Here is a 23,833-nt window from a genome sequence, read left to right as displayed (position 1 = left end):
GCCGGTGGTTCCATCTGACCGCACACCGGTTGCCGGTTCCACCGGAACCGGCAAGTCGCCGGCTGCCGAGCGCGGCAGTGCTCAGGTCGGGTCGACTGCGCGGACGCGCGCGGTGAGCAGGCGGGCGGTGCGGCGGTGCGTGCCGGCCTCCTCGTCGTGGCCGAGCGCGGCGGCGAGATCGGCCAGGTGCCCGGCGACCGGTCCGGCGGTGAGCACGCCGCTGCCGGCGGCCAGTTCGGCGGCGGCCGGCCGGAGCGCGGCGGCGGCGCGCTCGATGGCGGGCCGGTCGTCCAGGGCGAGCGCAGCCCGGGCGACGAGGCACAGTCGCACCTCGCGCAGCAGGTCGTGTGGCCCGTCCGGGACGGCCCGCAACGCCGACACGGCGGCGCCGCGGTCACCGGAGTGGGCGAGCAGCAGCGGTCGGACCCACGGCTCGTGCGGGCCCCAGTCCAGCCCCGCCCAGTCCTCGTCGCCGAGACCGTCCACCGGCCGCCCGTCGGCGGGTACCAACCGATCATCCGCCGGGTAGTCGACGGCGTCGGCCAGGCGCAGGCCGAGCAGCGCGAGCGGCAGCAGCCCCTGGGCCAGGCCCGGCATGCCGTCGGTCGGCAGCCGCTCGGCGGCGCTCCGGTACGCGGTCACCGCCGCGCCCCGGTCACCGACCCACGCCCGACGCAGCGCGGCGTACCAGCCGGTGAAGACACCGACGAGCGGCAGCTCGTACCGCTGCGCCAGGCGGTCGGCGGCGCGCGCGTGCTCGTCCGCGCCGGTCCGGTCGGCCCGCGCGCAGCACGCCTGGAGCAGGATGAGGTGGCCCAGCACCTCGAAGGTCACCAGGTGCCGCCGGGCGGCGAGGTCGACCAGCTCGGCGCCGATCCGGGCCCGGACATCGGCCAGCCCGACGCGGTCGAAGGCGTGCATGAAGCGCGCGTTCAGCGCGAAGGCCAGCAGCCCGGGGTCGTCGAGGGTCCGGGCGATCCGTTCGGCCTCGACGGCGGCGCGGCGGCCACGGTCATCGGTGACGCCCCGCAGTTCCAGCGCGAGGGTGCTCAGCAGCCGACTGCGGTGCGCCGATCCGGACGGGCCGAGGCCGGTCAGGGCGTGCTCGGCGGCGCGGACGATCCGCTCGGAGAGCGGGTCGTCGTCGTTGCGGGTCCAGATGGCGGGCACGTCGAAACCGGCCAGCACCTGGGCGGTCAGTCGGGCGTCACCGAGCGCCTCGGCGTCGGCGATCGCCTCGGCACGGTGACGCCGCGCCTCGGCCAGCCGACCCGTCACCGCCAGCGAGCGCCCGAGGCCGAGCAGAGCCGTCAGCCGTTCGCGCCGCTCGGTCCCCCCGGCCCGGTCGTACGCCTCGACGACCTGCGCCCACAGCCGGGTGGCCTCGTGCGGGTTGCCGCCACGTTCGGCCCGTTCGGCGGCGGTACGGGCGTAGTCGGCGGCCCGGCGGACGGCCGTCGGCCCCCCGGCGGACAGCAGGTGGTGGGCGAGCGTGGCGGGGTCGACGGGCTGGTGCCGCTGCAACGCCTCGGCCACGGCGGCGTGCCAGGCGGCGCGGCGCGGCGCGGACAGGTCGGCGTAGAGCGTGTCGCGGACCAGGATGTGGGTGAACCGTAGCCGCCCGTCGGACGCCTGCTCGGTCAGGAAGCCGGCCTGCAACGCGCGGTCGACGGCGTCCAGCAGCACCGCCGGGTCGTCGGTCAACGCGCCGAGCACGGCGGGGTCGACGTCCCGGCCGAGCACCGCCGCCTGCCGCAGCACGGTACGGGTTGGTGGGGGCAGCTGCGCGAGGCGGTGCCGGATGACGTCGCGCACCCCGGGCGGTACCGCCTCCAGCGCCGCGCCGCCCGCAACGGCGTAGAGCTGGACCAGCTCCCGGACGAAGAACGGGTTACCCGCGCTGCGGCGGTGGATCAGCGCGACGGCGGGCGGGGTCAGTTCCGTGCCGGCGACGGCGCGGGCCAGTTCGCCGGTGGCTTCCAGGGACAGGCCTGCGAGGTACTCCCGCACGGGTTCGAGCCCGGCGGCGCGGGCCAGGGCGGCGGTCAACCCCCCGGTGATCTCGGTGGCCCGGTACGTGCCCAGGACCAGCACCGGGCCGGTGGCGGGTTGCGGCCCGGCGAGCAGTGCGGTGAGCAGGTCCAACGTGTCACCGTCGGCCCGGTGCAGGTCGTCCAGGACCAGCAGCAGCGGGCCCCGGTCGGCAGCGGCGGAGAGCACCGACGCCACCGCGCGGTGTCGGCGGAACCGGGCCACGGCGGGATCATCGACGCTGTCGGCGTCCGCCGCCCCGCCGTCGGACGACACACCGCCCGCAGACGACGACACGCCGCCCGGCGCGGACGACACGCCGCCCGGAGTGGACGACACGCCGCCCGGAGTGGACGGCTCGTCCGAGCCGGTGAGCGCTTCGACGATCTGGGTCCACGGCCAGGCGGCCGGGGCGCCCTCGTACTCGGGGCTGCGGCCCCACGCCGTGGTCCAGCCCTCGGCGGCCAACTCTCGCGTCAGCGCCTCGGCCAGGGCCGTCTTGCCGGCGCCCGGGTCGCCGCTGAGCAGAGCGAGCGTGGGCCGCCCGGAACGGGTGGCGGCCTCGGCGGCACGCCGCAGCCGCTTCCGCTCCGCGTCCCGCCCGACGAACGGCCGTGGTGACGCCGATCCGCCGTCGGGGACGGCTCCGGCCCGGTCCGCAACGGCCACCGTGGGGGTGACGATGAGGTGTGGAGCCTGCGCGAGGATGTCGGCCTCCAGCCGGCGCAACTCGGGGCCCGGGTCCACCCCCAGCTCCGCCACCAGGACGGCGCGGGCCTCGCGCAGGGCGGCCAGCGCCTCGCCCTGTCGGCCGGCGCGGTACCGGGCCAGGGCGAGCAGCCGCCAGGCGTCCTCGCGCAGCGGATGGGCGGCGAGGTGGCCGGGCAGGTCGGCGGCGGCCTCGTCCGGCCGACCGAGCGCGAGCAGCGCCTCGGCCCGCCGTTCCACGGCGAGCATCCGCAGCTCGTCCAGCCGGTTGACCTCCGCCACGGCCCAGCCCTCGCCCACGCAGTCCGCGTACGCGGGCCCACGCCACAGCCCGAGCGCCGCGTCCAGCGCCGCGAGGGCCGGCGCGGGCAGCTCCGCCGTCAGGAACCGACCGGCCTCGCCGACCGCCGCCTCGAAACGGTCGGCGTCCACCGCGTCCGGGGTGGTCCGCAGCGCGTACCCCGAGGGCTCGGTGACCAGGAGGCCAGATGGCTGCCGGGGCGGCCGGTCGGGCTCCAACGCCCGGCGGAGGTCGGCGACGAACGTCCGGATCGCGCCCACCGCGCGCTCCGGCGGAACCTCCCACAGGTCGTCGACGAGACGTTCCACCGGCACCACCCGGCCACCGGCGATGAGCAACCGGGCCAGCACCAGGCGCTGCCGGTGCCCCCGCAGCGGAACCGGGCCGGTCCCGGCGACGGCGGTCACCGGCCCGAGCACGCCGAACGTCACCGGTGCCGTCGGCTGCCTGGTCATGGCCTCAATCTAGCCCGCACTGATCCGACACTGACCGTCCGCTGATCACCCCCGGGCAGGCTCGATGACGTACGCCGACGACGGGCATCCCCCCGCGCCGGACCGCTCACCAGGAAGGCTCACCCGTGCAGCCGAGGATCAACGGATTCGACTACCAGCGCGTCACCGTCGCCGACGGCGTGACGCTCAGCGCCGCCGTGGGCGGCTCCGGGCCACCGATCGTGCTGTTGCACGGCTTCCCGCAGACCCACCTCATGTGGCGGCACGTCGCGGCCGACCTCGCCGCCGACCACACCGTCATCTGCCCGGACCTGCGCGGCTACGGCGAGAGCGACAAGCCCGTGGACGGCGACGGCACCGCGTACTCGAAGCGGACCATGGCCGCCGACGTCGTGGCGCTGGCCCACGCGCTCGGCCATGACCGCTTCGCCCTGGCCGGGCACGACCGGGGCGCTCTCGTGGCGTTCCGCGCCGGCCTCGACCACCCGGCGGCGATCAGCCGGCTCACCCTGCTCGACGTGCTACCCACCCTGGACATGTGGGATGTGCTGCACGGGGTCGACGCCTCCGTCGCCTTCCACCTCTACCTGATGGCGCAGCCGCCCGGCCTGCCCGAGAAGCTGATCGCTGGCAGCCCGGACGCGTTCTTCGGCCACTTCCTCGACGTCTGGACCCGGGACCCGGACGCGCTGCCGGCCGACGTACGCGCCGAATACCTGCGCGCGTCGCGCGAGGCGGTGACCTCGATCGTCGCCGACTACCGGGCGTCCGCGGCGATCGACGTCGCGCACGACGAGGCCGACCGGGCGGGCGGCAACCGGCTGCGGATGCCGGTGACCGTGCTTCAGCAGGACTGGGGGGCCGCTCTCGGCTACGACGCGGCAGCCGTGTGGCGGGCCTGGGCGCCGGACCTCTCGCACCAGACCGTCACCTGCGGGCACTTCATGGCCGAGGAGGCGCCGGCCGTCGTGGTGGGGGCGCTACGCGGCCACGGGGAGTTGGATATCCGACACTGAATGTAACGAGCGGTCGAGGGGTGGCCGGGTTGCCGCAGACCGCCCGGCCACCCACCCCCGAATGCTCTGACCTGCGGAAATACGACGTTACACCAGGTGGACGCAAACCGGTCGGCGGTGATACACAGGCAGATATCGGCGACCAACGACGGCACGTCGGTCATCTCCTCGACCATCGTCTCTCCACCACCGCCGGTCCCGGACCAAGCCGCCCTCTCTGGTGGCCGGCAGGCGGCAGGGTCTTCGCCAGGGAGTTGCCGTGAGGTATCTGCGTAGCCGGTTCCACCAGCAGCCGTACGAGGTCGCTGTCCTGGGCATGGCGCCCGTCTGCGGCCTCCTCATGGTGCTCCTCGACGTGCGGCCGGCCTCCGTCCAGACGTCCATGCCCACGCCGCTGCAGGTCGCCTGGGAGATCGGTCTGATCACGGCGGGTGTCTGTGGGCTGCTGGGCCTGTCGTGGCCGGGCCGGCTCTCCACCGGGCTCGGCATGGAACTCGCGGCGATCCTGGTGCTCGGCACGATCACCGGCATGTACGCAGTGGCCCTGGTCGCCCTCTGGAGCCAGCAGTCCCTGGTCGCCTCGTCGTTCATCGTCGCGGTGACGGTCGGATCGCTGTGGCGGGCCTGGCAACTCGCCGTCGACCTACGCCGTCTCGTCCGTGCATGTGAATGTGTGAGCTACGAAGAACTACAGGGAAGTGCACCATGAACACCTCCCCCGCGCCAACCGCGCCGCACTGGGTGCAGGTGGCGCTCAGCGTGCTCGGCATCCTCGGCGGCTCGACCGGCCTGGCCGCGATCGCCACCGTGCTGGTCCAGCGAGGCAAGTTCAAAGCCGATGCCGCCGACACCCTCACCGAGGCCGCCCTCACCCTGGTGCAGCCGCTCCAGACCCGGATCACCGAACTGGAGGGCGAGGCGCTGCACGCCCGCACCGAGCTGGGGACGCTGCGCGAGCAGGTCAACCAGTTGCAGTTCGTCGTCCGCGTGCTGAACCGCACGTTGGACCGGTGGCGGGCGGCGATCCGCGCGCCGGACGCCACGCTGCGCCGGGTGCGCGCGGTGGTGGCGGAGTCCGACCGGATCCCCGAGTGACGCGCGCACTGTTCACTCCGCGTCGGCGCCGCGGAGCCGGCCGACGAGGTCACGTACGACCGCCCGGAACGCCGGGTCGGACTCGCCCGGGTGGTGCCCGCGCAGCGGCGGAGGCCGGCGCTCGCCGGGTGCCGGCAGCAGGCCGTCCGGATCCCGCAGCCGCCGGTCGACGCGACCGGCGGGGTCGGTGGGGTCCGGCGAAGGATCGCCGGGTCGGTGCGCGGCGAAGATCCAGCCGCCGACCGGATCGGTGTCCCGCCACAGGTTGACCCACCGCCATCCGACCCGCTCCCCCACCTGACGCAGCGTCCTGTCGTCGAGGTAGGCGGGGAAGAGCCGGGCGTAGAGGCGGTCCAGTGGGGAGCCGTAGGTCAGCAGCGCGACCCGTCGCCGCGCGGCCGGCGGCAGCCGCAGCACCGCGAGCGCCAGCAGCGCCGAACCGTGACTGTGCCCGCACAGCAGCACTCCGGCGTGCCGCTCGGCCAGGTGGCCGATCCGGTCGGCCGACTCCGGTACCGCCCGGTCGGCGTAGCTCGGCGGCGCGAACGGGTGGGCGGCCCGGGGCCAGAAGGTGCCCAGGTCCCACAGGATCCCGACGTGCCGGCGGAACCACGCCGTCCGGTACGCGAACAGGCCGCCGGACAGCAGCGCCAGAGCCACTGCGGCGACGAGGTAGGTGCCTCCCGCCAGGCCCATCCCGACCACACCGGCCGGTAGGCCGAGAACCCGCCACGCCAGCTCGTCCGGTTCGCGTCCGAACTGCCCGAGCAGACTCGTGGCCAGCCCGATCAGGGCGAGCAACGCGTAGGTGCCGGCCAGCAGGCCCAGCCACTCGGTGAACCGCGCACGGGCCACGGCCTTGGTGACCTGTCGCAACCGCACGGTCGCCCCCGGCGGCGGCGCGGGAAAGTCGCGGGTGGTGATCGTCGCCGCCGAGCGGCGGCGACGCCGACGCGACAGGAGGGTCAGCACCACACCCAACAGCACTGCCGCGTCGACGTGCAGGAAGAAGGCCAGCACCGTCCAGCGGTACGGCAACGGCGGCCCGCCGTCACCGCGATATCCGCCGAGCAGCACCCCGCTCTGGTAGACCAGGCCGGAGGCGAGAGCGCCAGCCAGGCCGACCGCGATGGCCGCGATAACCGCGGCGCCCGCGCCTCCCGGCAGCGCCCGGCGACCGCGAGCGCGACCCCGTCGCCCCAACACCAGTGCACTGAGCAACACCAGCAAGGCCATCTGGCCGAACAGCGTGCCGCCCGCGATCCCGCCGTAGCCGGGGAGTCCGCCCGACGCCGGCCAGCCCCGCCCGTCGCCCACGACGACGACGAGGGTCGCCACGGTCAGGGCGGCCGCCGCCACGGCGGTGGCGCGGGCGGTCACGGTCGCCGTCCGCGCGGTCGCGGCCCGGTCGATCAGGCCGGGGACGGCGAGCAGACCGACGCAGGCCACCAGGACCGCCGCGGTGGACGCCAGCAACAGGTTCGTCCCGACCGTCGCGCCGCCGGCCCGCCGGGCCGTGAGCAGCAGCAGATCGAGTACGCCGAGCGCGGCGGCGACGTGGATCGCCCGCAACCGCTCCACCAGCGGCTCCACGGCCCAGAGCGGGCTGCCGGACAGTCGGCGACGGCGGGTCCCGAGCAGTCGCAGCAGCCCCACGGCGGCGATCGGCAGCAACGCCAACACCGCCAGCCGCTGCCCGACGTGTCGGTCGTCCAGCCCGAACAGCGTGTCGAAGGGCGCCCGGCAGGGTGTCGCGCCGAGACAACGCCAGGCGAGCAGGTCGAGGGCGACCCCGGCGATGGACACCACGTACACCAGGGTGAGGTTGAGCGCGAGGAGCCGGCTGAGGACGGTGACTCCGGCGGCGCGCTCGCCGGTGGGTCGCATCCACGCCGCCGCGTTACTGAGCATGAACGGCAGCAGCAGGACCATGGAGATCGTCCGGGCCACCGTGTCCGAGGGCAGATCACCCCAGCGGTACGCCTCGAGCGTCAACCCGTCGGGGGCGTCGCGGCCCGGCCCATCCGGCCGGTAGAAGCCGCCACGATCGTCGCCCGCGACCTGGCGGGCCGACGCCGAGCCCAGAACGACCGAGGGTTCCGCCCCCGACACGCCGTGCACGCGCAACTCCACCACGTCGGCGGATCGTGGTGGGGCATCCCGTCGCGGTGCTGACATCGGCGGGTTACCCGGGCCGCCGGGGATCGGGCCTGCCGTCCCGCCTGCTGCTGGCGGCGGAGCGCCGGAGGCCGGGCGTCCCGTCGATCAGGACGATCAGCACCAGCACCCCGGCGACGACGGCGCTGTTGGCGACGTGCGGAAGCCGCTGGGTCGCGAACCCGAACCCGATGATCGCCGGCACGCCCACCAGGCGTGCCCAGGGCCGGCTGCCGTCGACCGCCCACGCGAGCAGGATCCGGGCGGTCAGGAACAGCGCCGGGCCGACGATGCCGAGGGCCAGTTGCGCCGTCTCCTCGGTGCGGGGGTTCTCGATCGTCATCTCCATGGCCACCGAGGTGGCCAGGACGCCGGCGATCATGAGCAGGTGCAGGTAGCCGGCGAGCAGCGCCAGCTTGCTGCCGGGCGGACCGGCCGCCATGATGCTCGCGCCCAGCCGCGAGCCGGCCGGCACCAGGTAGAGCCGGGCGAGGGCCACCGCGGTGACGAACGCCAGGGCGAAGGCCAGCGTGCTCTCGACGTGCAGGCCGGCGTCGCTGTAGGCGATGCCGGCGAACAGGATCAGCTCGCCCAACGCGATGATGAAGATCTGCTGGTACCGCTCGGAGAGGTGCTCACCGTTGACCTGGAGGTCCGGCCACGAGCTGCGCCCGAGCCACGGAAACGGCCAACGCAGCCGGGCCAGGGAGTACTCCAGCACCAGGGCGAGGGTCCAGAGCACCTCCCGGGCCGGCGCGACGGCCGCGCCCACCAACCACATCGCACCGGAGATCGCGAACCAGATCGCCACCCGCAGGCTCCGCAGTTGCAGCGGGTGCCCGCGCAGCGCCGGGATCAGCAGGGCGCCCCGGCCGACGTGGATCGCCACGTAGGCGCTGGCGAACAGCGCGGCGTGCGAGCCGAACGCGGTGGGCACGGCCGCGGCCATCAGCAGGCCGCCGAACATCACCCAGAGCAGGAGTACGACGATCAGCGGCGCCCGGGGGTCGAACCAGTCCGCCGACCACGCGGTCACGAACCACACCCACCAGATCGCCGCCAGCATCACCATGACCTGGAAGCCACCGTTGACGCTGGGGTCGTCGACCACCGCCCGGGACAGCCGGGTCAACGCGAAGATGAAGGCCAGGTCGAAGAAGAGCTCCAGGAACGAGGTCCGCCGGGGGTCCTCCCGCTTCTGGAGCAGCCGCCCGGGAAGCCCGTTCGCCATCGCCCCCCTTCCCGGACGTCACCCGCCGACCCAGTCGTACCATCCGCAGGGCCCCGCTCGGGCGGGTTCCGGGGTCAGCGGGCGATCAGGTCCGCCGCCACGTTCCAGAGGCGCTCGGCGTTGCCCGGGTCGAGGGCGTACGCCGCCACACCGGTGTAGTCGGCGGGTCGCTCGGTCCGGACCGGGGCCTCGGCGCAGTCCTCGAAGTAGCGACCGCCGACGCCGTCGAGCAGCGGGGACGCGGCGAGCAGCACCGAGGTGGCGGCACCCTGCTGCGGGGTCTTCTGCCGCTCCTTCGGGGTACGCAGCCCGCCGGTGTGCTTCTGCAGCCCGGTCGCGATCGCGCCCGGGTTCAAGGCGTTGGCGTGGATGCCCTCGGCGGCCCAGCGACGGTCGGCCTCGACGGCGAGCAGGGCCTCGGCGCTCTTGGACTGCCCGTACGCCAGGAGCGGGTCGTACGGCCGGAACGCGAAGTGCAGGTCGTCGAAGATCACCGGGGAGAAGAGGTTGCCGCTGGAGCTGACCGACACGACCCGGGCGCCACCGGCGGCGGCGAGGGCGTCGTGCAGGCCGACGGTCAGCGCGTAGTGCCCCACGAAGTTGGTGGCGAACTGCATCTCCCAGCCCTCGGTGGTGCGCTCCAACTCGGGCAGCGCCATGATCCCGGCATTGTTGATCAGAATGTGCAGCGGCCCCTCCCAGCCGGCGACGAACCGGCGTACCGAGTCCTGGTTGGCCACATCCAGCTCGCGGACCGTGACCCGGTCCGCGCCGACGCTGGCCGCGATGTTCCTTGCGGCCTCCTCGCCGGCCGGGACGCGACGCACCGCGAGCACCACCTCGGCGCCGGCGGCGGCCAGGGAGCGGGCGGTCTCGATGCCGATGCCGGCCGCGCCGCCGGTGATGACGGCCCGCTTGCCGGTCAGGTCAACTCCGGCCAGCACCTCGTCGGCGGTCGAGGCGAAACCGAACGGCGTCGTGATGAGCTTGGTCATCTTTGTCCCATCTCTCTCGGAATCCGTATGCGACCCACTGTCACCCGGCCGGACGGCGATATCCGGGTTACCGGTTTTCCTGGTAGTGGCAGGACCAGGCTGGGCGGCGGCGGGCGCTCCTACGATGGGCTGGTGAGCATGGCCGGCCCGCTGGGCGAGTACCTGCGTGCCCGGCGCGAGCTGGTCGGGCCGGGTGACGTCGGTCTGCCGGCACATGGTCGCCGACGGGTGCCGGGGCTGCGACGCGAGGAGGTGGCCCTGCTCGCCGGCATCAGCGCCGACTACTACCTGCGGTTGGAGCAGGGCCGGGACCGCAACCCGTCGGCCCAGGTGCTCGAAGCGCTGGCCCGGGCGCTGCTGTTGGACACGGAGGCCACCGCGCACCTGCGCCGCCTCGGTGGGCACGCCCCGCCCGAGCGCCCGGCACGACGCCCGGAGCGGGTACCGGTGGGCATCCGGCAGTTGGTGGGTTCCTGGGCGCAAACGCCGGCCTTCGTGCACGGCCGACACCTGGACGTCCTCTTCGCCAACCCGATGGCGACCGCGCTGACACCGATCTACCGGGTCGGGGTGAACCTGCTGCGCGAGGTCTTCCTGGGCCCGCGCGTGCCGGCGCTCTACCCGGCCCCGGAGGCGGTCGCCGCCAGCGCGGTGGCGGGCCTGCGCGCGCAGGTGGGAGCGGAGGTGGACGATCCACGGCTCACCGAGCTGGTCGACGAGTTGACGGCCGGCAGCGAGTTGTTCCGGCGGCTGTGGGCGCGCCACGACGTCACCGCCCGCGCGGGCGGCGGGTTGCGCGTGTTCCGCCATCCGCAGGTGGGCGAGTTGGAGCTGCGCTACGAGAAGCTGACGATCAGCGGCACGACCCAGTCGCTGGTCGTCTACCACGCCGAGCCGGGCAGCCCGTCCGCCCGCTCCCTCGCCCGGCTCGGCAACGCCGTCCCCGCGCTGGACGGCTAGGGCCTGTTTCATAAGAACTGGTCGGCCTGCGGCGGGCCCGGGCTCGACCGCCCTTATGAAACAGGCCCTAGTCGGCCGCCCGCTCGGCGACCACCACCGAGATGCCGTCGAGGACGCGTTGCAGGCCGAACTCGAAGGCGTACTCCGGGCCGTAGGCGGCGCCGTGCTGCTGGCCGGCCGCCGTGCCGACCCGCGACGCGGTCGGGTAGCTGTCGGGGTTCAGGAACGTTTCCAGCCAGGGCGCGTGCGACTGCCACCACTGGCCGTCGGTCATGCCGGTCTCCCGTTCCAGGTCGACCACCTCGGAGGCGGCGCGCGCGGAACTCTTCACGTGCCCGAGCACGAGGGTGAGCACGGCGTCCATCTCGACGTCGGAGAGCCCGATGTCGGCGACCGCGCCGAGTTCGTGGTCGTACTTGGCCACCAGGTGCGGCCCGAGCACCGGGCGGGTGGTCTCGGCCCGCACCATCCACCGGTGCCGCTGGTAGAGCGCCAGGTTGTCCCGGGCGATCCGTTCCAGCCGGGCCCGCCAGTCCCCCTCGGCGGCGGAACGCGGCATCTCGCCGTACGCGGTGTCGATCATGACGTCGACGAGTTCGGCCTTGCCCGGCACGTATGTGTAGACCGACATGGTGCCCACCCCCAGCGCCTCGGCGACCCGACGCATGGTCACCGCGTCGAGCCCCTCGGCGTCGGCGATGTCGATGGCGGCCCGGACGATCCGGTCGACGGTGAGCCCCTGCCCGGCGCCGCGGCTGGTCGGTTCCCGGGTGCGCCAGAGGATCGCCAGGCTGCGGGCCGGGTCCGCGGTCGGCTTGCGCTCAGTCGCCATGGTCCGGCCATCCTAACAACGCGGGCGTACGCGGTACGGTGCCGGCGCGGTCCACAGGTGGCGGCCCGTCGGCACCGACGGGTACGACGCGTCAAACCTCTTCGCGGGCGTCGGACAGCCGCGGTCCGGCGGCGGCCGGCACGAGGTGGCGTACCTGCGGGATGCCATCGGTCAGCTCCCGGGCCCGCGCCTCGGCCTCGCGGTCCGCGCCGGTCAACCGACCGCCGTGCTGGCGCAGGTGCTCGTCCCACGACGGCACCAGGTACACCTCGACGAACCGGCCGGTCGTCTCGGCCGGCCGGAACAGCCCCCAGCGCATCGCGCCGGTGCGCTGCCGGGCTGCGCGTACCACGTTCATCGCCGCGAGGAACGGTCCCTCCCGCTCCGGCCGGACGGTGTACCGCACCGTCACCAGCACCGGCCCCACCCACGGGTCCGGCTCGTGTTCCAGGTGCAGTTGCGGCCAGTAGGCCGCCGGTTCCCGGTTCACCGACCGCAGGTCCGGCAGCGGCCAGATCCGGCTGGTCACCGTTCCGACGAACATCAACGCCGCCGCCGTGAGGTAGGCGGGGAGCAGCCCGCCCATCTCGGCCACCAGACCCCACAGCAGCGCGCCCACGGCCTGCCCGCCGGCGAAACACACCTGGTAGACGGCCAGGCCCCGGGCCCGTACCCAGCTGGGCAGGAAGAGCTGCATCTCGGCGTTGATGTTGGCCAGCACCGTCACCCAGGCCATCCCCGCCGGCAGCAGGGCCACGAGCACCAGTGGCACCACCCGCACGGTGCCAACGACCGCCAGCGCGGCGGTGAACAGCGCGCCGGAGATGAGCAGGAGCTGGTTGGCCGAAAGCCGGGTACGGATCAGGGCCAGCAGCACGCCGCCCGCGATGGCGCCCACCCCGAGCGCGCCCAGGAGCAGCCCGTACCCGCCGGAACCCAGCCCGAGCCGCCGGGCCGCCACCAGCGGCAGCAGCGCCCACAGCGCGCTGGCCGGGATCACGAAGACCAACGCGCGGCGCAGCAGCCGGCGCACGGTCGGCGAGTGGCGTACGTAGCGGCTCCCGGCGCGCAGCGCGGCGGTGAACCGCTCGGGCACCTCGACGGCGCGGGCGTTGCCGGGCCGCCAGCGCCACAGCGCGTACGCGAAGATGGCGAACGCCAGCGCGTTCAGCCCGAACACCGGGGCGACGCCGGTCCGGGAGATCAGCACGCCGGCCACCGCCGGTCCCACCGCCCGCGCCACGTTCACACTGATCGAGCCCAGCGCGGACGCCGAGCGCAGTTGTTCCTGCGGCACCAACTCCGGGATCACCGCCGACCAGGCCGGCAGGGTGAGCGCCTGCCCGACGCCGAACGCGAAGGTCAGGGTGAGCAGCAGGGCCGGTGGCATCCGATCGGTCAGGGTGAGCAGGGCCAACGCCACCGCCACCGCGACCAGGAACAGCTGTACGGCGATCAGCAGGTGGCGGCGGTCGAAACTGTCGGCCAGCACACCGGCGGGCAGCGCCAGCAGCAGCACCGGCAGGAGGCTGGCGGTCTGCACCAGGGCGACCAGCGTGGCGGCGTTGGCGTGGTGGATCAGCAGCCACTGCGCGCCGACGGTCTGCATCCAGGTGCCGACGTTGGCGGCGAGCAGGGCCAGCCACAGGTTGCGGTAGACGGCGCCGCGCAGGGGCGCCCACGCGGAGGCCGGACGGTCCCCCGCCCCGGGCCCCGCCGTCACCACCGTCCGTCCGCGCGGAGCACGCGCTCACCGGAGACGTAGAGGTCGTCGGGTCGCAGCAGCAGCAGTCGGACGACCTCGGTGGCGACCTGCTCGGGCAGGGCGTAGATCTCGTCGAGGAACTCGGCCCCGACGCGCTCCTGGAGGCGGGTCGGCATCGGCCCGGGATGCAACTGCATCACCTTGACCCGGTTGCTGTGCTGGGCCTCGGCCAGCGAGTCGACGAGGCTGCTGCCGTAGCTCTTGGTCGCCCGGTAGACCGGTATGCCGGGCCTGGGCGCCGCCAGCGCCATCGCCCCGACGTACACGATGTTGCCGTAGCCCTGCCGGTTCAGGTGCGCCAACGCCTCCCGCAACAGGAACGTGGTGCCCAGCACGTTGATCTCCACGGCCCGCCGGATGTGCTCCACGGACAGGTCGTCCAGATCACCGCCCGCCCACATCGACGCGCACGCCGCAACCCCGTCGACGGTGCCGTAGCGCCCCACCACCTCGGCGAAGGCGTCCCGGACCTGCTCGTAGGAGGAGACGTCGCAGACCGCGCCGTCGCACCCCAGCTCGTCGGTCGTCGCGGCGACCTCGGCCGGCACGTTGCCGAACACCACGACGCGGTACTCGTCGAGCAGCAGCCGGGCCACCGCGAGGCCCAGCCCGCTGGTTCCGCCGACCACCACGAACGTTCTGGCACCCATGTCGCTCCCGCCGTCGCCACCACAGGTCACACGTCGCGCGTCCTTCCCGTTTCCCGACGTCGCACACCCCGGCGCCGGTAGTGCTGGGCATACCCCGCAAAGGGGATCTGGACGGCTGGGGCCGCCCCTGGTCGGCGATTAGCGTCAGCGGCATGACCTCGGAACACCCCCGTCACCTCGCCGCCGCCCTGCGAAGGCGCGACTGGCTGATCTCCGCCTGGCCCTGGCGCGCGCTGGCCTACCTGGTCACCACCGTGCCGATCGCCGGTGTGCTCACCGTCGGGCTGCTCATCATCGGCGCGCCCCTACTGGCCGCCGCCAACGCGCTGCGACAGCACGGTCGGCCGCCGGAGATACCGCTGATGCTGTTCCTGGCGGTCGGCAGCCTCACGATGGTGGCCCTCGCGCCGCTCGCGAGCGTCCCGGTCGCCGCCGTCGAACGCTGGCGACTCGGCCTCGTGGACGGCCGCCCGCTGCCCACGTCGCGGTGGCCGGGCCTGGTGGCCCGCTACCGCAGCGCGGCCGGCTGGCGGGAGGTGGCGTACCTGTTCTGGCTGGGCGGTGTGGTGCCGGTCGCGTACTGGACGTTCCTGGTGTTGGTGCTGCTGGACCTCGGGATGGTCACCAGCCCCTGGGTGGTCGGCGAGGCCGATCCGGTGGTGATCTGGCGCCCGATCGAGAGCGCCGGCGAAGCCGTCCCGTACGCGATCGTGGGTGTGCTGCTCGTCCCGGTGCTCTGCTACGCGGCGGGACTGCTCGCCGCCGCCCAGGCCACGGTCGCCCGGTGGGCGCTGGCCAGCCCCGCCGACGCCGCCGCGCTGCGCGAGGTCGCCCGTTCCCGGACCCGGCTGGTCGGCGCGTACGAGGCGGAACGACGGCGCATCGAACGGGACCTGCACGACGGCGCGCAGCCCCGGCTGACCAGCCTCACCCTCCAACTGGGCCTGGCCCGGCTGGACGTACCCGAGGACTCCCCCGCCGCCCGGCCCCTCGCCGTGGCGCACGACCAGGCGCGGGGACTGATGGTGATGTTGCGGCAGTTGGTGCACGGCATCCGGCCGCAGAGCCTCACCGATCTCGGCCTCGCCGACGCCGTCCGCGAGGTGGCCGACGCCTCTCCCGTCGCGGTCACGGTGCACGCCGACGTCGACGTCGACGGTGAGTTGCCCGAGATCGTCGAGACCACCGCGTACTTCGTGGTGTCCGAGGCGTTGGGCAACGTGGCCCGGCACGCCGGGGCGACCCGCGCCGACGTACGCCTGACCCGGACCGGCGGCGACCTCGTCGTCGAGGTGTCCGACGACGGGCGCGGCGGCGCCGACCCCGCCCGGGGCACCGGCCTGACCGGCCTCGCCGACCGGGTCGCCGCCGCCGACGGCCGGTTGCTGCTGGCCAGCCCTCCCGGCGGGCCCACCCTGGTCCGGGTGGAGCTGCCATGTCGCCGGTGACCCGGGTGGTGCTCGCCGAGGACGAGGTGCTGCTGCGCGAGGGGCTGGTCGCGCTCCTGACCCGCTTCGAGTTCGCGGTGTGCGCGGCCGTCGGCTCCGCGCCGGAACTGCTGGAGGCGGCCCGCACGCACCAGCCGGATCTCGTGCTGACCGACATCCGGATGCCACCGGGTCGGCGTGACGACGGGCTACGCGCCGCCGTCGCGCTGCGCGCCGAGCGGCCCGGCCTGCCCGTGGTGGTGCTCAGCCAGTTCGTGCAGACCGGGTACGCGGCGGCGCTGCTGGACAGCGGCGACGGCCAGCGGGTCGGCTACCTGCTCAAGGACCGGGTGGCCGAGGTCACCGAGTTCGTCGACACGCTGCGCCGCGTCACCGACGGCGGCACCGCCATCGACCCGGACGTGGTGCGGCAACTGCTGCACCGGCCCCGCGACCCGCTCGCCGCGCTCTCCGCCCGCGAACGGGAGGTGCTGGCGCTGCTGGCCGAGGGCCGCTCCAACGCGTCCATCGCCGCCCGGCTGCACGTCACCGAGGCCGCCATCGGCAAGCACGTCGGCAACATCCTGCTGAAGCTCGACCTGCCGCCCAGCGACGACACGAACCGCCGGGTGCTCGCCGTGCTCACCTATCTGCGCGCCGACCCGGTGGGCTGACCAGCGCCGGGCGATGATCGGAGCGTAGATTCGATCGGCGGTACCGCCGCCGAACCGGGCGCGGGCCAGGAGAAAGGGGTACGGCATGGCGGAGGCGCTGCGGGTCGGTCTGCTGGGGTACGGGCTGGCGGGTCGGGTCTTCCACGCTCCGCTGATCGCCGCGACACCCGGTCTGCGGCTGGACGCCATCGTGACGCGCGATCCGCAGCGGCGCGAGCAGGCCCAGAAGCACTTCCCCGACGCCCGCCTGGTGGACGACGCCGACGAGCTGTGGCGTACCCCCGAAGCTCTGGACCTGGTCGTGGTCGCGACGCCGAACCGGCAGCACGTGCCGATGGCGCGGGCGGCCCTCGCCGCCGGCCTGCCGGTCGTCGTCGACAAGCCCCTGGCCCCCACCGCCGCCGACGCCCGGGCGCTCGTCGAGGAGGCCGAGCGGCGCGGAGTGCCGCTGACGGTGTTCCAGAACCGCCGCTGGGACGGCGACTTCCTGACCGCCCGCGCGCTCGTGGAGAGCGGCGAGCTGGGTCGGGTGCTGCGGTTCGAGTCCCGGTTCGAGCGGTTCCGCCCCACGATCAAGCCGGGTTGGCGAGAGCTGGCCGGGGTGGACGAGGCCGGGGGCGCCCTGTTCGACCTGGGCGCGCACCTCGTCGATCAGGCCGTGCAGCTCTTCGGCACCGTAGAGCGGGTCTACGCCGAGGTCGACCGCCGCCGCGCGGGCGCCGAGGTCGACGACGACGCGTTCGTGGCGTTGACCCACACCAACGGCGTGCGTTCGCACCTGTGGATGGGGGCGATCACCGCGCAGCTCGGCCCCCGCCTGCGGGTGCTCGGCGACCGCGCCGGCTACACGACCTACGGGCTGGACGTGCAGGAGGCCGCGCTGCACGACGGCGGCCGACCGGACCAGCCGGGCTGGGGCGAGGTCCCACCGGAGCGGTACGGCCTGCTCGGCGTCGACGGTGACCTGCGCCCGACACCGACGCTGCCCGGGGCGTACCAGAGCTTCTACGCCGAGGTGGCGGCGGCGCTGCGCGACGGCACCCCGCTGCCGGTGGACCCGCGCGACTCGGCCGCCACGGTCGAGCTGATCGAGCTGGCGCACCGGTCGGCGGCCGAGGGCGTGGTGCTTCCGGTCCCGACGTCCTGAGCGTTACTTCGTCTCCTGCTCGGAGGGGGCCTTCTCCTACTCGGAGGAGGCCTCGTCCCGCTCGGAGCGGGCAATTTCCTGCTCGGAGAGAGCTTCGTCCCGCTCGGAGAGGGCATCGTCCGGCACGCGGGCGTCGTCGTCGGTCAGCGCGTCGCCCGACGGGGTGACGAGGTCGGCGAGACGGCGTTCGGCCTCCCGTACCTCCTCGTCGAGCCGAGGGTTGTCCTCGTCGGGACCCTGCGACATGAGCGACCTCCATCGCGCGCGGACCGCCCCTGCCTACCCCGCCTGCGGCGGGGAATGCGCCCACGGGACCTGGCCGCGCCCGGGGTTGATCCACTCCACTTCCACGATGTCGCGGTATCCCGGCCTCGGGATGCCCCCGGATCGGCGAAGTCGAGTTGATCGAGCGCTCTCGGCTTGATCACTTGATGCTCACCAGTTCCAGGAAGCCTCTCCGAACTGGTGAGCATCAAGTGATCAAGGAAGACGAAGGGCGCGCCGATCAGGTGGGCGACTTCTCCGCGACCCACAGGCCGCGACCCTGAAGACCTATGACCAGACCACGAGTCTGTAGGACGATGACCGCCCTCTGGACCGTGGTCACGCTGACGTCATAGAGGGCGGAGAGTTCGTTGTACGTGGGCAGCCGCTCACCCGGCGCGTACTCCCCACTTGCGATGCGTGCGGCGAGATCCTCGGCCACCTCGCGGTATCCGCCAGTCGGTATGGGCATGTGAAGGTTCCTTCGTTCGGCACCTTCCATCGGATCACGCCGATCACACCCCTTCAAGACCAACATTGCCTTAGGTACTAAAGGTCTCTAAGGTCAAGCGAAGGTGGTCGGTTCCTTCGTTCGGCAAACGGTGGAGCCTGACCCCGGCACCCGCTCAGGGGATTGGCGCGATCGGTTCGCCAACCTCTGGGCGGGACTCATCGTGATATCGCGAAAGGTGCCGAACATGCCGATCGACGAACCCGTGTCCAGGGTCACCGAGCTTTTCACCGCCAAACGCGTGCTCGACGCGCACTGGACGGATGCGCTCGACTCACCGTGGCGGGCAGGTGGGTGCCTGGAATGCAGAGGGCGGGACGACTGTCCTCAGCTTGAGTGGGCATCGGCCCTCGCGGCAGAGGTTGCCGCGATCATGATTCAGAAGGGGTGACCTCGGGGCGCGAAAAGGGGGTGGGGTCGAGCACCGGGTGGGCCGGGGGGCGCGGGGGGCGTTGCCGGCCCGACCCGGTGCCGGATCAGCGCTGCTTCAGCTCGCGCCAGGATGGGTGCGTACCGCGCCAGGCGTCGGCGAGGATGGTCGCCGAGGCCCGGCTGGGGCACTGCTGCACCCGCTCACGGCCCGACGCCCCACCGATCTGGGCGCGAACCTCCCAACCTTGCCCGTCAGTACGGATGTACACGTCCCGGCGCCCGCGCGGGGTCGTGTCACCGTTCCACCAGTGTTCCTCCACCTTCATTCGCCGACCGTATAGCAATTTTCGCGCCGGGGGTACGGCGCAGGTGGGCAGATACGGGGTCGATAGCCGCAATCCGGGCGCAGATCCACCTGTGTGTCGACGGGGAGGAACCGCAACGGCGGCTCCTCCCCGTCTGAGCGATGACTCAGGAGCGACTCAGATGCCGTTCAGCACACTGGCCAGGGTGTTGGCCAGCTTGTCCTGACCCGAGGGGCTGGGATGTGGCGACCCTCCCTCGGCGGTGATCTGAATGTCACCCGGCGTGAACGGTGGTGGAAGCGCCACCCGTACGGCCGGGTCGAACGGGACTCCCATCTGGATGGCCCAGTTGAGGTCGCTGATCACGCCCCGCACGGTGCCCACCCAGAGCGGGTCGATCAGCGGCGACAGCATCGACACCGGTTGCGGCGGTACGTAGGTCAGCAGAGCCGCCGGCAGGTACGCCTTGAGCTGCATCCAGCCGTACTGCCCGATGTCGATGTTGGCCGGTGTGATGTCGTAGTAGAGCATCCACACCACCTTGTCGGCGCCGGCCGCCAACAGGGAGTTGACGATGAAGGTGGCATCGGCGCTGACACCGGCGTACTGGCTCGGGCCGTCGTAGCGGGGCACCTGGACGTTGATGTAGTAGTCCTCACCGACCGGCAGGTCGAGCCAGAAGTTGCAGCCGCCGCCGTTGGTGACGATGCCGGCCTTGCCACCCTGGGCCGCCCACTCGAAGCGGAACACGCCGTACGGGTCCAGGGTTTCCGCCGCGAACTCGTAACCCCGGCACTTCGCCAGCCGGGTCAGCACCGTCGTCCAGTTGGTGTTGTTCACGCCGCCGGTCGTGACGTGGTACGCGTCGTGCTTGTCGCTCTTCGCCTTGGCGATGCGGGCCGTGGCGAGACCGAGCGGACTGGCCACCCGGGCCCACGGGTTGCCGCACGAGTCGGGGCCGGCCCGGCCGGCGATGATGTCGCCGGTGCCGTACCCGGTCCGGGCGTAGTTGTCGTAGTCGACGATGCTGCCGTTCATGTCGTAGTAGCGCCGGGCGTAGCTGTAGACGCCGTTGTTGCCGGGCATGCCCCGATCGTCGAACGAGGTGTTCGGGCAGCCGGGACCCATGAACCCAAAGCCGAACTGGTGGTGCGACGAGCTGATCGAGTCGCCGGTGACGGTGAGGACGGTGTCGTCTTCGACGGTCTGCACCTCGCGGCAGCGGATGCGGTCCTTGTTGGCGTCCACGAGGGTGGGGTTGCCGTTGACCTGCGGGCAGCCGGTCGGCGGCGGCGGTGGCGGCGACCCCGGCCCGCCGGTGGGCCAGGGCGGCCCGTCGGTGGGGTCGGTCGGGTTGCTGGGTGACGACGACCCACTGGGCGAAGCGCTGCTCGACGGTGAGGAACTGCCCGACGGCGACGCGCTGCCCGACGGCGACGCACTGCCGGACGGCGACGCACTGCCGGACGGCGAGGAACTGCCCGACGGCGACGAGCTACCCGACGGCGACGCACTCCCCGAGGGAGACGCGCTGCCCGACGGCGACGAACTGCCCGACGGCGACGAGCTACCCGACGGCGACGCACTCCCCGAGGGAGACGCACTCCCCGACGGTGACGCGCTGACCGACGGAGACGCGCTGCCCGAGGGGCAGGGCGTACCGCTGGGCGACGAGGTGGGCGACGAGGTGGGCGAACCGCTGGGCGAGGCCGGCGATGTCGGCGCTGTGGCGGTCGCGGCGGGGGCGCGCTGGGCGACCGCCTGGGCCGTCACCGGCGGTCGGGTCTGCCGGGTCGGCGAGGCCGAGGCCGACGCCGACGCCGACGCCGAACCGGTCGGGGTCGGGCAGTCGTCGGCTGCCGCCCGGTTCTGGGTACGGATCTGCGCGAGCCGCGCCTCGACCTCCGCCGGGAGCTTCCCGCCCGGCTTGACGCACGGGTCGAGCAGCCAGGTCGTACCCTCCAACTCGCGGGTGCAGGGCGCCGCGTCGTACGACTCGGACGCGGGGGCGGCGCTCGCTGGGGTGGGTGAGGCGCCCCCGGCGGTCGGGGCCACCACCGCGGTGAGCGTGGCCACCGCCAGCGCCATCCCGGCGGCGAAGAGAACGTTCTGGAACGACCTCGTGGGTCGTGCTCCTGGTGGTCCGCTTGGATCCAACTGGCTCATTGCCGTCCTCCAGGGACTGAGTGCACCGGTAGGTTGTTACCGCACGGTAGGGACGCGCGCGGTAACCCGGTAGATCAGTCGGCCTTACCTACTGTCGAGCGGGGATCGCTCGCGGTGACCCTCTGGCGTACGCCCGACCGTCTCGTGACCGAGCACGACGGCCAGCTCCCGGCGGTTGCGGACGCCCAGTTTGGTGAAGACCCGGGCCAGGTTGTTGTTCACGGTGTTGACCGACAGTCCGAGCCGGTCAGCGATGCTGCGGCTGGACAGGGCGACCGCGAGCAGCGCGACGTCCCGCTCGCGGCGGGTCAACGTCGCCTGCTCGACGCCCGGGGCGGTCGCGGCGAGCAGCGGTGTCCGTACGCCCCGGCAGGCCTCGGCCAGCGTCGCGGCCCGCTGCGCCACCGCCAGTCGAGGTCGACCCCGTCGGGCGTACGCCTGGGCGGCGACGCCGACCGCCTCGGCGGCGAGCAGCGTGTGCCCGCGGGCGACGAGGTCGTCGGCGGCTGCCTCCAGGGCCGGCCCGTCGTCGTGGAGCAGACCGTCGACCGCGTTGGCGAGGGTCGACGCCAAGCCGCCGAGCTGGTCGGCGAGGGTACGCAGCCGGTCCCGGACCGGCTCCGGGGCGCCGAGGCGCGCGCACTCGTAGAGCGCCACCGCCTCGATGGTGGGCTGCTCGCTGCCCCGGGCCAGGTCGGCCGCGTGCCGGGCGGTACGGATCGCCGCGGTGAGGTCCCCCTCGGCGACCTGCACCCAGGCGCGGTTCAGCTCCACCCAGGAGTGGAAGATCCGGTTGGCGGTCCGCTCCCGGGCGTCCGCGGCGGCCAGCCAGCGCCGCGCGCCGGACAGGTCGCCGGCCAGGGCCCGTACGCCGGCCAGCTCGGCCCAGTACGTCCGTACCAGGTGGTACTGGTCGTTCTCCTCGACCAGGGCGATGGCCTCGCGCAGGTCTGCCTCGGCGGCGTCGAGCTGCCCCTGCGCCTTGCCGATGATCCCCCGGAACCCGGCCCACACGGCCACCATCCCCCGCGCGTCGCTGGCGACCGCCGCGCGGTAGCCCTCGTCGGCCAGCTCGACGGCCTCGGCCAGCTCACCGGCGGCGTACCGGGCGTAGCAGAGCCCCAGCCCGACCTGGGCCTCGTTCCAGGGCAGGTGTTCGGGCGCGGCGGCGAGCACGGCCCGGCCCCGCCGCGCCAGCTCCGCCGCGAGCCCGAGCCGGCCGAGCATGCCCGCCGCCGAGGCCGCGCCCATGGTCGCCCAGCTCGCCGCGCGTACGCCGGTGTCGGCGCGGGCGAGCACGGCCTGACCGACCGCCAACGCCGCCTCGCACCGGCCGTCGTAGAACAGCACCCACGACCGGGTGGCCTCGGCCAGGTCGTGGCCGGGCGAGCCCTCCGGCACCATTCGCAGCGTCTCGTGCGCCTCGTCGATCCGGTCCAGACCCCAGTAGAGCAGCCCGGCCCGGGTGATCGCCCAGATGGCGAGCCGCTTGCTGCCCGGCGGCGGGGCCGGCGGGAGCATGTCGAACGCCTCCTGGCTGCGCGCCTGGTACTGCAGCACCCGGGCCAGCAGCCACTGTGCCTCCCAACCCGGCCCGGCGTCGTACGCCGTGCGGGCCAGCCGCTCGGCCAGGTCGATGTCGAACCGGTCGATCGCCTGTCGGGCGGCGGCCAACGCGATACCCGGGTGCCGGACGCTGCCGGAGCGCAGCTGCCAGACACCGGCGACCAGCGCGTCGTCGCGGCGGCGCAGCGGCATGCTCGCCAACACGTCGGCGAGCTGCCCGAACACGGTCCGGGAACGGCTGGCGGGCATGCTGGCGCGCAGCGCCTCGCCGTAGAGCGGGTGGGCCATCCGCAGGGCCGTACGCGCGCCGGAGCGTTCCGCGACCACCATGCCGCTGCGCTCGGCCGCCTCGATGGCGGTCGGGTCGACGAACCGTTCCAGCAGGGCCAGGGAGAGTGGTTCGCCGCAGGCGACCACCTCCAGCACCTGCCGGGCCGCCGGTTCGAGGGCGCGCAGCCGGGCGCTGACCAGCTCGGCGAGCCGGGGGCTGCCGGAGGCGGTGCCGCGCCAGCGCCAGACGCCCCGCACCTCGTGCAGGCCGCCGGTCTCCATCGCGTCGGCGAGCAGCTCCCGCAGCAGCAGCGGGTTGCCGTCGGCGAGCTGCCGTAGCCGACGCCGGCTGAGCGCGTCGAGCGGACCCGGCGCGGCCTCGTCGAGCAGATGGTCCACGGCGGTGGACGGCAGCGGACGCACCTCCAGGCGCCGACCGGAACCGGTCCACAGTGAGGTGAGGGCGTCGGAGAGGGGTTCGCCCGCGCGGACCGTCGCCACCGCCACCGCCAGACCGTGCACGGCGAGCTGGTGCAGCAGCCCGGCGGACGGTTCGTCGAGCAGGTGCGCGTCGTCGATCCCGATCATGACCGTGCGTCCGGCGCTGCGCCGGGCGAAGTCGCGTTCCACGGTGACGACCAGCCCCATCGGGTCGGCGTGCGGCCGGGTCGGCGCGGGGATGAGGTGCGAGACCGCGCCGAACGGGATCGAGCGGGCGGCGCCGGTCGCCGACACCCAGTGGCACTCCACACCGCTGTCAGCGGCGCGCGCCAACGCCTCCCGCAGCAACCGCGTCTTGCCCACGCCGGCGTCGCCCACCAGCACCAGGCCGGGCACCCGCGCCGCCACGACGTCCTCGATGGTCTTCAGCTCGACGTCGCGGCCGACGAGTGTCCATTCCCCACGTCCCGGCATGACGACCCTCACCTCGCCCT

General features: G+C 73.6%; 21 protein-coding genes. 9 read left to right on the top strand and 12 right to left on the bottom strand.

Going from position 1 to position 23,833, the window contains the following annotated elements:
• Positions 1-81: 81 nt before the first annotated feature.
• Positions 82-3,495, bottom strand: a complete 3,414-nt coding sequence (locus AB0B55_RS10580) for a BTAD domain-containing putative transcriptional regulator (protein ID WP_357171531.1) — start codon at positions 3,493-3,495, stop codon at positions 82-84.
• A 125-nt stretch (positions 3,496-3,620) separates the two neighbouring features.
• Between AB0B55_RS10580 and AB0B55_RS10575 the strand changes: the two genes are divergently transcribed.
• The 3 genes from AB0B55_RS10575 (at position 3,621) to AB0B55_RS10565 (ending at position 5,606) form a co-directional block, all read left to right on the top strand.
• A complete protein-coding gene (locus AB0B55_RS10575) occupies positions 3,621-4,511 on the top strand; it encodes an alpha/beta hydrolase (protein WP_357171530.1) in 891 nt (296 codons plus the stop codon).
• 259 nt (positions 4,512-4,770) lie between these two features.
• On the top strand, positions 4,771-5,220 hold the full coding sequence (locus AB0B55_RS10570; protein WP_357120209.1) for a hypothetical protein: 450 nt from the start codon (positions 4,771-4,773) through the stop codon (positions 5,218-5,220).
• The gene (locus AB0B55_RS10565; protein ID WP_357120212.1) at positions 5,217-5,606 is read left to right on the top strand and encodes a hypothetical protein; all 390 of its coding nucleotides are present in this window, start codon (positions 5,217-5,219) and stop codon (positions 5,604-5,606) included. Before AB0B55_RS10570 ends, AB0B55_RS10565 begins: the two co-directional genes overlap by 4 nt.
• Positions 5,607-5,618: 12 nt before the next feature.
• Here the strand turns inward: AB0B55_RS10565 and AB0B55_RS10560 are convergent, their stop codons facing one another.
• The 3 genes from AB0B55_RS10560 to AB0B55_RS10550 form a co-directional block, all read right to left on the bottom strand.
• The gene (locus AB0B55_RS10560) at positions 5,619-7,742 is read right to left on the bottom strand and encodes a hypothetical protein (RefSeq protein ID WP_357171529.1); all 2,124 of its coding nucleotides are present in this window, start codon (positions 7,740-7,742) and stop codon (positions 5,619-5,621) included.
• A gap of 49 nt (positions 7,743-7,791) precedes the next feature.
• On the bottom strand, positions 7,792-8,994 hold the full coding sequence (locus AB0B55_RS10555; RefSeq protein ID WP_357120217.1) for a low temperature requirement protein A: 1,203 nt from the start codon (positions 8,992-8,994) through the stop codon (positions 7,792-7,794).
• Positions 8,995-9,068: 74 nt separating this feature from the next.
• Positions 9,069-9,989 (bottom strand): SDR family NAD(P)-dependent oxidoreductase, encoded by a 921-nt coding sequence (locus AB0B55_RS10550; RefSeq protein WP_357120220.1) that lies wholly within the window; start codon positions 9,987-9,989, stop codon positions 9,069-9,071.
• Between the two features lie 138 nt (positions 9,990-10,127).
• Here AB0B55_RS10550 and AB0B55_RS10545 point away from each other — a divergent pair, with 138 nt between their 5' ends.
• Entirely contained in the window at positions 10,128-10,949 is an 822-nt protein-coding gene (locus AB0B55_RS10545; protein WP_357171591.1) for a helix-turn-helix transcriptional regulator, read from the top strand.
• 67 nt (positions 10,950-11,016) lie between these two features.
• Here AB0B55_RS10545 and AB0B55_RS10540 read toward each other — a convergent pair whose 3' ends face one another.
• The 3 genes from AB0B55_RS10540 to AB0B55_RS10530 all read right to left on the bottom strand — a co-directional run bounded on the left by AB0B55_RS10540 (position 11,017) and on the right by AB0B55_RS10530 (position 14,196).
• Positions 11,017-11,781 (bottom strand): TetR/AcrR family transcriptional regulator, encoded by a 765-nt coding sequence (locus tag AB0B55_RS10540; RefSeq protein WP_357171528.1) that lies wholly within the window; start codon positions 11,779-11,781, stop codon positions 11,017-11,019.
• Between the two features lie 91 nt (positions 11,782-11,872).
• Positions 11,873-13,507, bottom strand: a complete 1,635-nt coding sequence (locus AB0B55_RS10535) for an MFS transporter (RefSeq protein WP_357120225.1) — start codon at positions 13,505-13,507, stop codon at positions 11,873-11,875.
• Complete coding sequence (locus AB0B55_RS10530; protein ID WP_357120228.1) at positions 13,501-14,196, bottom strand: SDR family NAD(P)-dependent oxidoreductase; 696 nt, start codon at positions 14,194-14,196, stop codon at positions 13,501-13,503. Before AB0B55_RS10530 ends, AB0B55_RS10535 begins: the two co-directional genes overlap by 7 nt.
• A 152-nt stretch (positions 14,197-14,348) precedes the next feature.
• On the opposite strand from AB0B55_RS10530, the gene AB0B55_RS10525 reads away from it, so the two are divergent.
• The 3 genes from AB0B55_RS10525 (at position 14,349) to AB0B55_RS10515 (ending at position 17,444) form a co-directional block, all read left to right on the top strand.
• The gene (locus tag AB0B55_RS10525) at positions 14,349-15,644 is read left to right on the top strand and encodes a histidine kinase (protein WP_357171527.1); all 1,296 of its coding nucleotides are present in this window, start codon (positions 14,349-14,351) and stop codon (positions 15,642-15,644) included.
• Positions 15,632-16,297: a response regulator transcription factor gene (locus AB0B55_RS10520; RefSeq protein ID WP_357171526.1), complete on the top strand. Its 666-nt coding sequence runs from the start codon at positions 15,632-15,634 to the stop codon at positions 16,295-16,297. Before AB0B55_RS10525 ends, AB0B55_RS10520 begins: the two co-directional genes overlap by 13 nt.
• An 85-nt stretch (positions 16,298-16,382) precedes the next feature.
• Positions 16,383-17,444 (top strand): Gfo/Idh/MocA family oxidoreductase, encoded by a 1,062-nt coding sequence (locus AB0B55_RS10515; protein WP_357171525.1) that lies wholly within the window; start codon positions 16,383-16,385, stop codon positions 17,442-17,444.
• 36 nt (positions 17,445-17,480) lie between these two features.
• Here the strand turns inward: AB0B55_RS10515 and AB0B55_RS10510 are convergent, their stop codons facing one another.
• Both AB0B55_RS10510 and AB0B55_RS10505 read right to left on the bottom strand, forming a co-directional pair.
• Complete coding sequence (locus tag AB0B55_RS10510; RefSeq protein WP_357120240.1) at positions 17,481-17,690, bottom strand: hypothetical protein; 210 nt, start codon at positions 17,688-17,690, stop codon at positions 17,481-17,483.
• 259 nt (positions 17,691-17,949) lie between these two features.
• Positions 17,950-18,180, bottom strand: a complete 231-nt coding sequence (locus AB0B55_RS10505) for a winged helix-turn-helix domain-containing protein (RefSeq protein WP_357120243.1) — start codon at positions 18,178-18,180, stop codon at positions 17,950-17,952.
• 226 nt (positions 18,181-18,406) lie between these two features.
• On the opposite strand from AB0B55_RS10505, the gene AB0B55_RS10500 reads away from it, so the two are divergent.
• Positions 18,407-18,610: a hypothetical protein gene (locus tag AB0B55_RS10500; protein ID WP_357171524.1), complete on the top strand. Its 204-nt coding sequence runs from the start codon at positions 18,407-18,409 to the stop codon at positions 18,608-18,610.
• A gap of 85 nt (positions 18,611-18,695) precedes the next feature.
• On the opposite strand, the gene AB0B55_RS10495 is transcribed toward AB0B55_RS10500, so the two are convergent.
• On the bottom strand, positions 18,696-18,917 hold the full coding sequence (locus tag AB0B55_RS10495; protein WP_355050387.1) for a hypothetical protein: 222 nt from the start codon (positions 18,915-18,917) through the stop codon (positions 18,696-18,698).
• A gap of 156 nt (positions 18,918-19,073) precedes the next feature.
• A complete protein-coding gene (locus tag AB0B55_RS10490; RefSeq protein WP_357120251.1) occupies positions 19,074-20,144 on the bottom strand; it encodes a hypothetical protein in 1,071 nt (356 codons plus the stop codon).
• 4 nt (positions 20,145-20,148) lie between these two features.
• Between AB0B55_RS10490 and AB0B55_RS10485 the strand changes: the two genes are divergently transcribed.
• Positions 20,149-21,135, top strand: a complete 987-nt coding sequence (locus AB0B55_RS10485; RefSeq protein ID WP_357171523.1) for a hypothetical protein — start codon at positions 20,149-20,151, stop codon at positions 21,133-21,135.
• A gap of 11 nt (positions 21,136-21,146) precedes the next feature.
• On the opposite strand, the gene AB0B55_RS10480 is transcribed toward AB0B55_RS10485, so the two are convergent.
• Entirely contained in the window at positions 21,147-23,813 is a 2,667-nt protein-coding gene (locus AB0B55_RS10480) for a LuxR C-terminal-related transcriptional regulator (RefSeq protein ID WP_357171522.1), read from the bottom strand.
• Positions 23,814-23,833 lie beyond the last annotated feature (20 nt).

Source organism: Micromonospora sp. NPDC049107, assembly GCF_040648595.1.
Lineage (GTDB): Bacteria > Actinomycetota > Actinomycetes > Mycobacteriales > Micromonosporaceae > Micromonospora.
This window is presented reverse-complemented; position numbering and strand designations above follow the sequence as displayed.

Bases quoted from the DNA above. Each gene is read 5' to 3' on its own strand.
- AB0B55_RS10580 (WP_357171531.1), bottom strand. From the start codon at position 3,495: ATGACCAGGCAGCCGACGGCACCGGTGACGTTCGGCGTGCTCGGGCCG.
- AB0B55_RS10520 (WP_357171526.1), top strand. From the start codon at position 15,632: ATGTCGCCGGTGACCCGGGTGGTGCTCGCCGAGGACGAGGTGCTGCTG.
- AB0B55_RS10515 (WP_357171525.1), top strand. From the start codon at position 16,383: ATGGCGGAGGCGCTGCGGGTCGGTCTGCTGGGGTACGGGCTGGCGGGT.
- AB0B55_RS10525 (WP_357171527.1), top strand. From the start codon at position 14,349: ATGACCTCGGAACACCCCCGTCACCTCGCCGCCGCCCTGCGAAGGCGC.
- AB0B55_RS10565 (WP_357120212.1), top strand. From the start codon at position 5,217: ATGAACACCTCCCCCGCGCCAACCGCGCCGCACTGGGTGCAGGTGGCG.
- AB0B55_RS10505 (WP_357120243.1), bottom strand. From the start codon at position 18,180: ATGCCCATACCGACTGGCGGATACCGCGAGGTGGCCGAGGATCTCGCC.
- AB0B55_RS10545 (WP_357171591.1), top strand. From the start codon at position 10,128: ATGGCCGGCCCGCTGGGCGAGTACCTGCGTGCCCGGCGCGAGCTGGTC.
- AB0B55_RS10555 (WP_357120217.1), bottom strand. From the start codon at position 8,994: ATGGCGAACGGGCTTCCCGGGCGGCTGCTCCAGAAGCGGGAGGACCCC.
- AB0B55_RS10480 (WP_357171522.1), bottom strand. From the start codon at position 23,813: ATGCCGGGACGTGGGGAATGGACACTCGTCGGCCGCGACGTCGAGCTG.
- AB0B55_RS10540 (WP_357171528.1), bottom strand. From the start codon at position 11,781: ATGGCGACTGAGCGCAAGCCGACCGCGGACCCGGCCCGCAGCCTGGCG.
- AB0B55_RS10530 (WP_357120228.1), bottom strand. From the start codon at position 14,196: ATGGGTGCCAGAACGTTCGTGGTGGTCGGCGGAACCAGCGGGCTGGGC.
- AB0B55_RS10500 (WP_357171524.1), top strand. From the start codon at position 18,407: ATGCCGATCGACGAACCCGTGTCCAGGGTCACCGAGCTTTTCACCGCC.
- AB0B55_RS10510 (WP_357120240.1), bottom strand. From the start codon at position 17,690: ATGTCGCAGGGTCCCGACGAGGACAACCCTCGGCTCGACGAGGAGGTA.
- AB0B55_RS10495 (WP_355050387.1), bottom strand. From the start codon at position 18,917: ATGAAGGTGGAGGAACACTGGTGGAACGGTGACACGACCCCGCGCGGG.
- AB0B55_RS10550 (WP_357120220.1), bottom strand. From the start codon at position 9,989: ATGACCAAGCTCATCACGACGCCGTTCGGTTTCGCCTCGACCGCCGAC.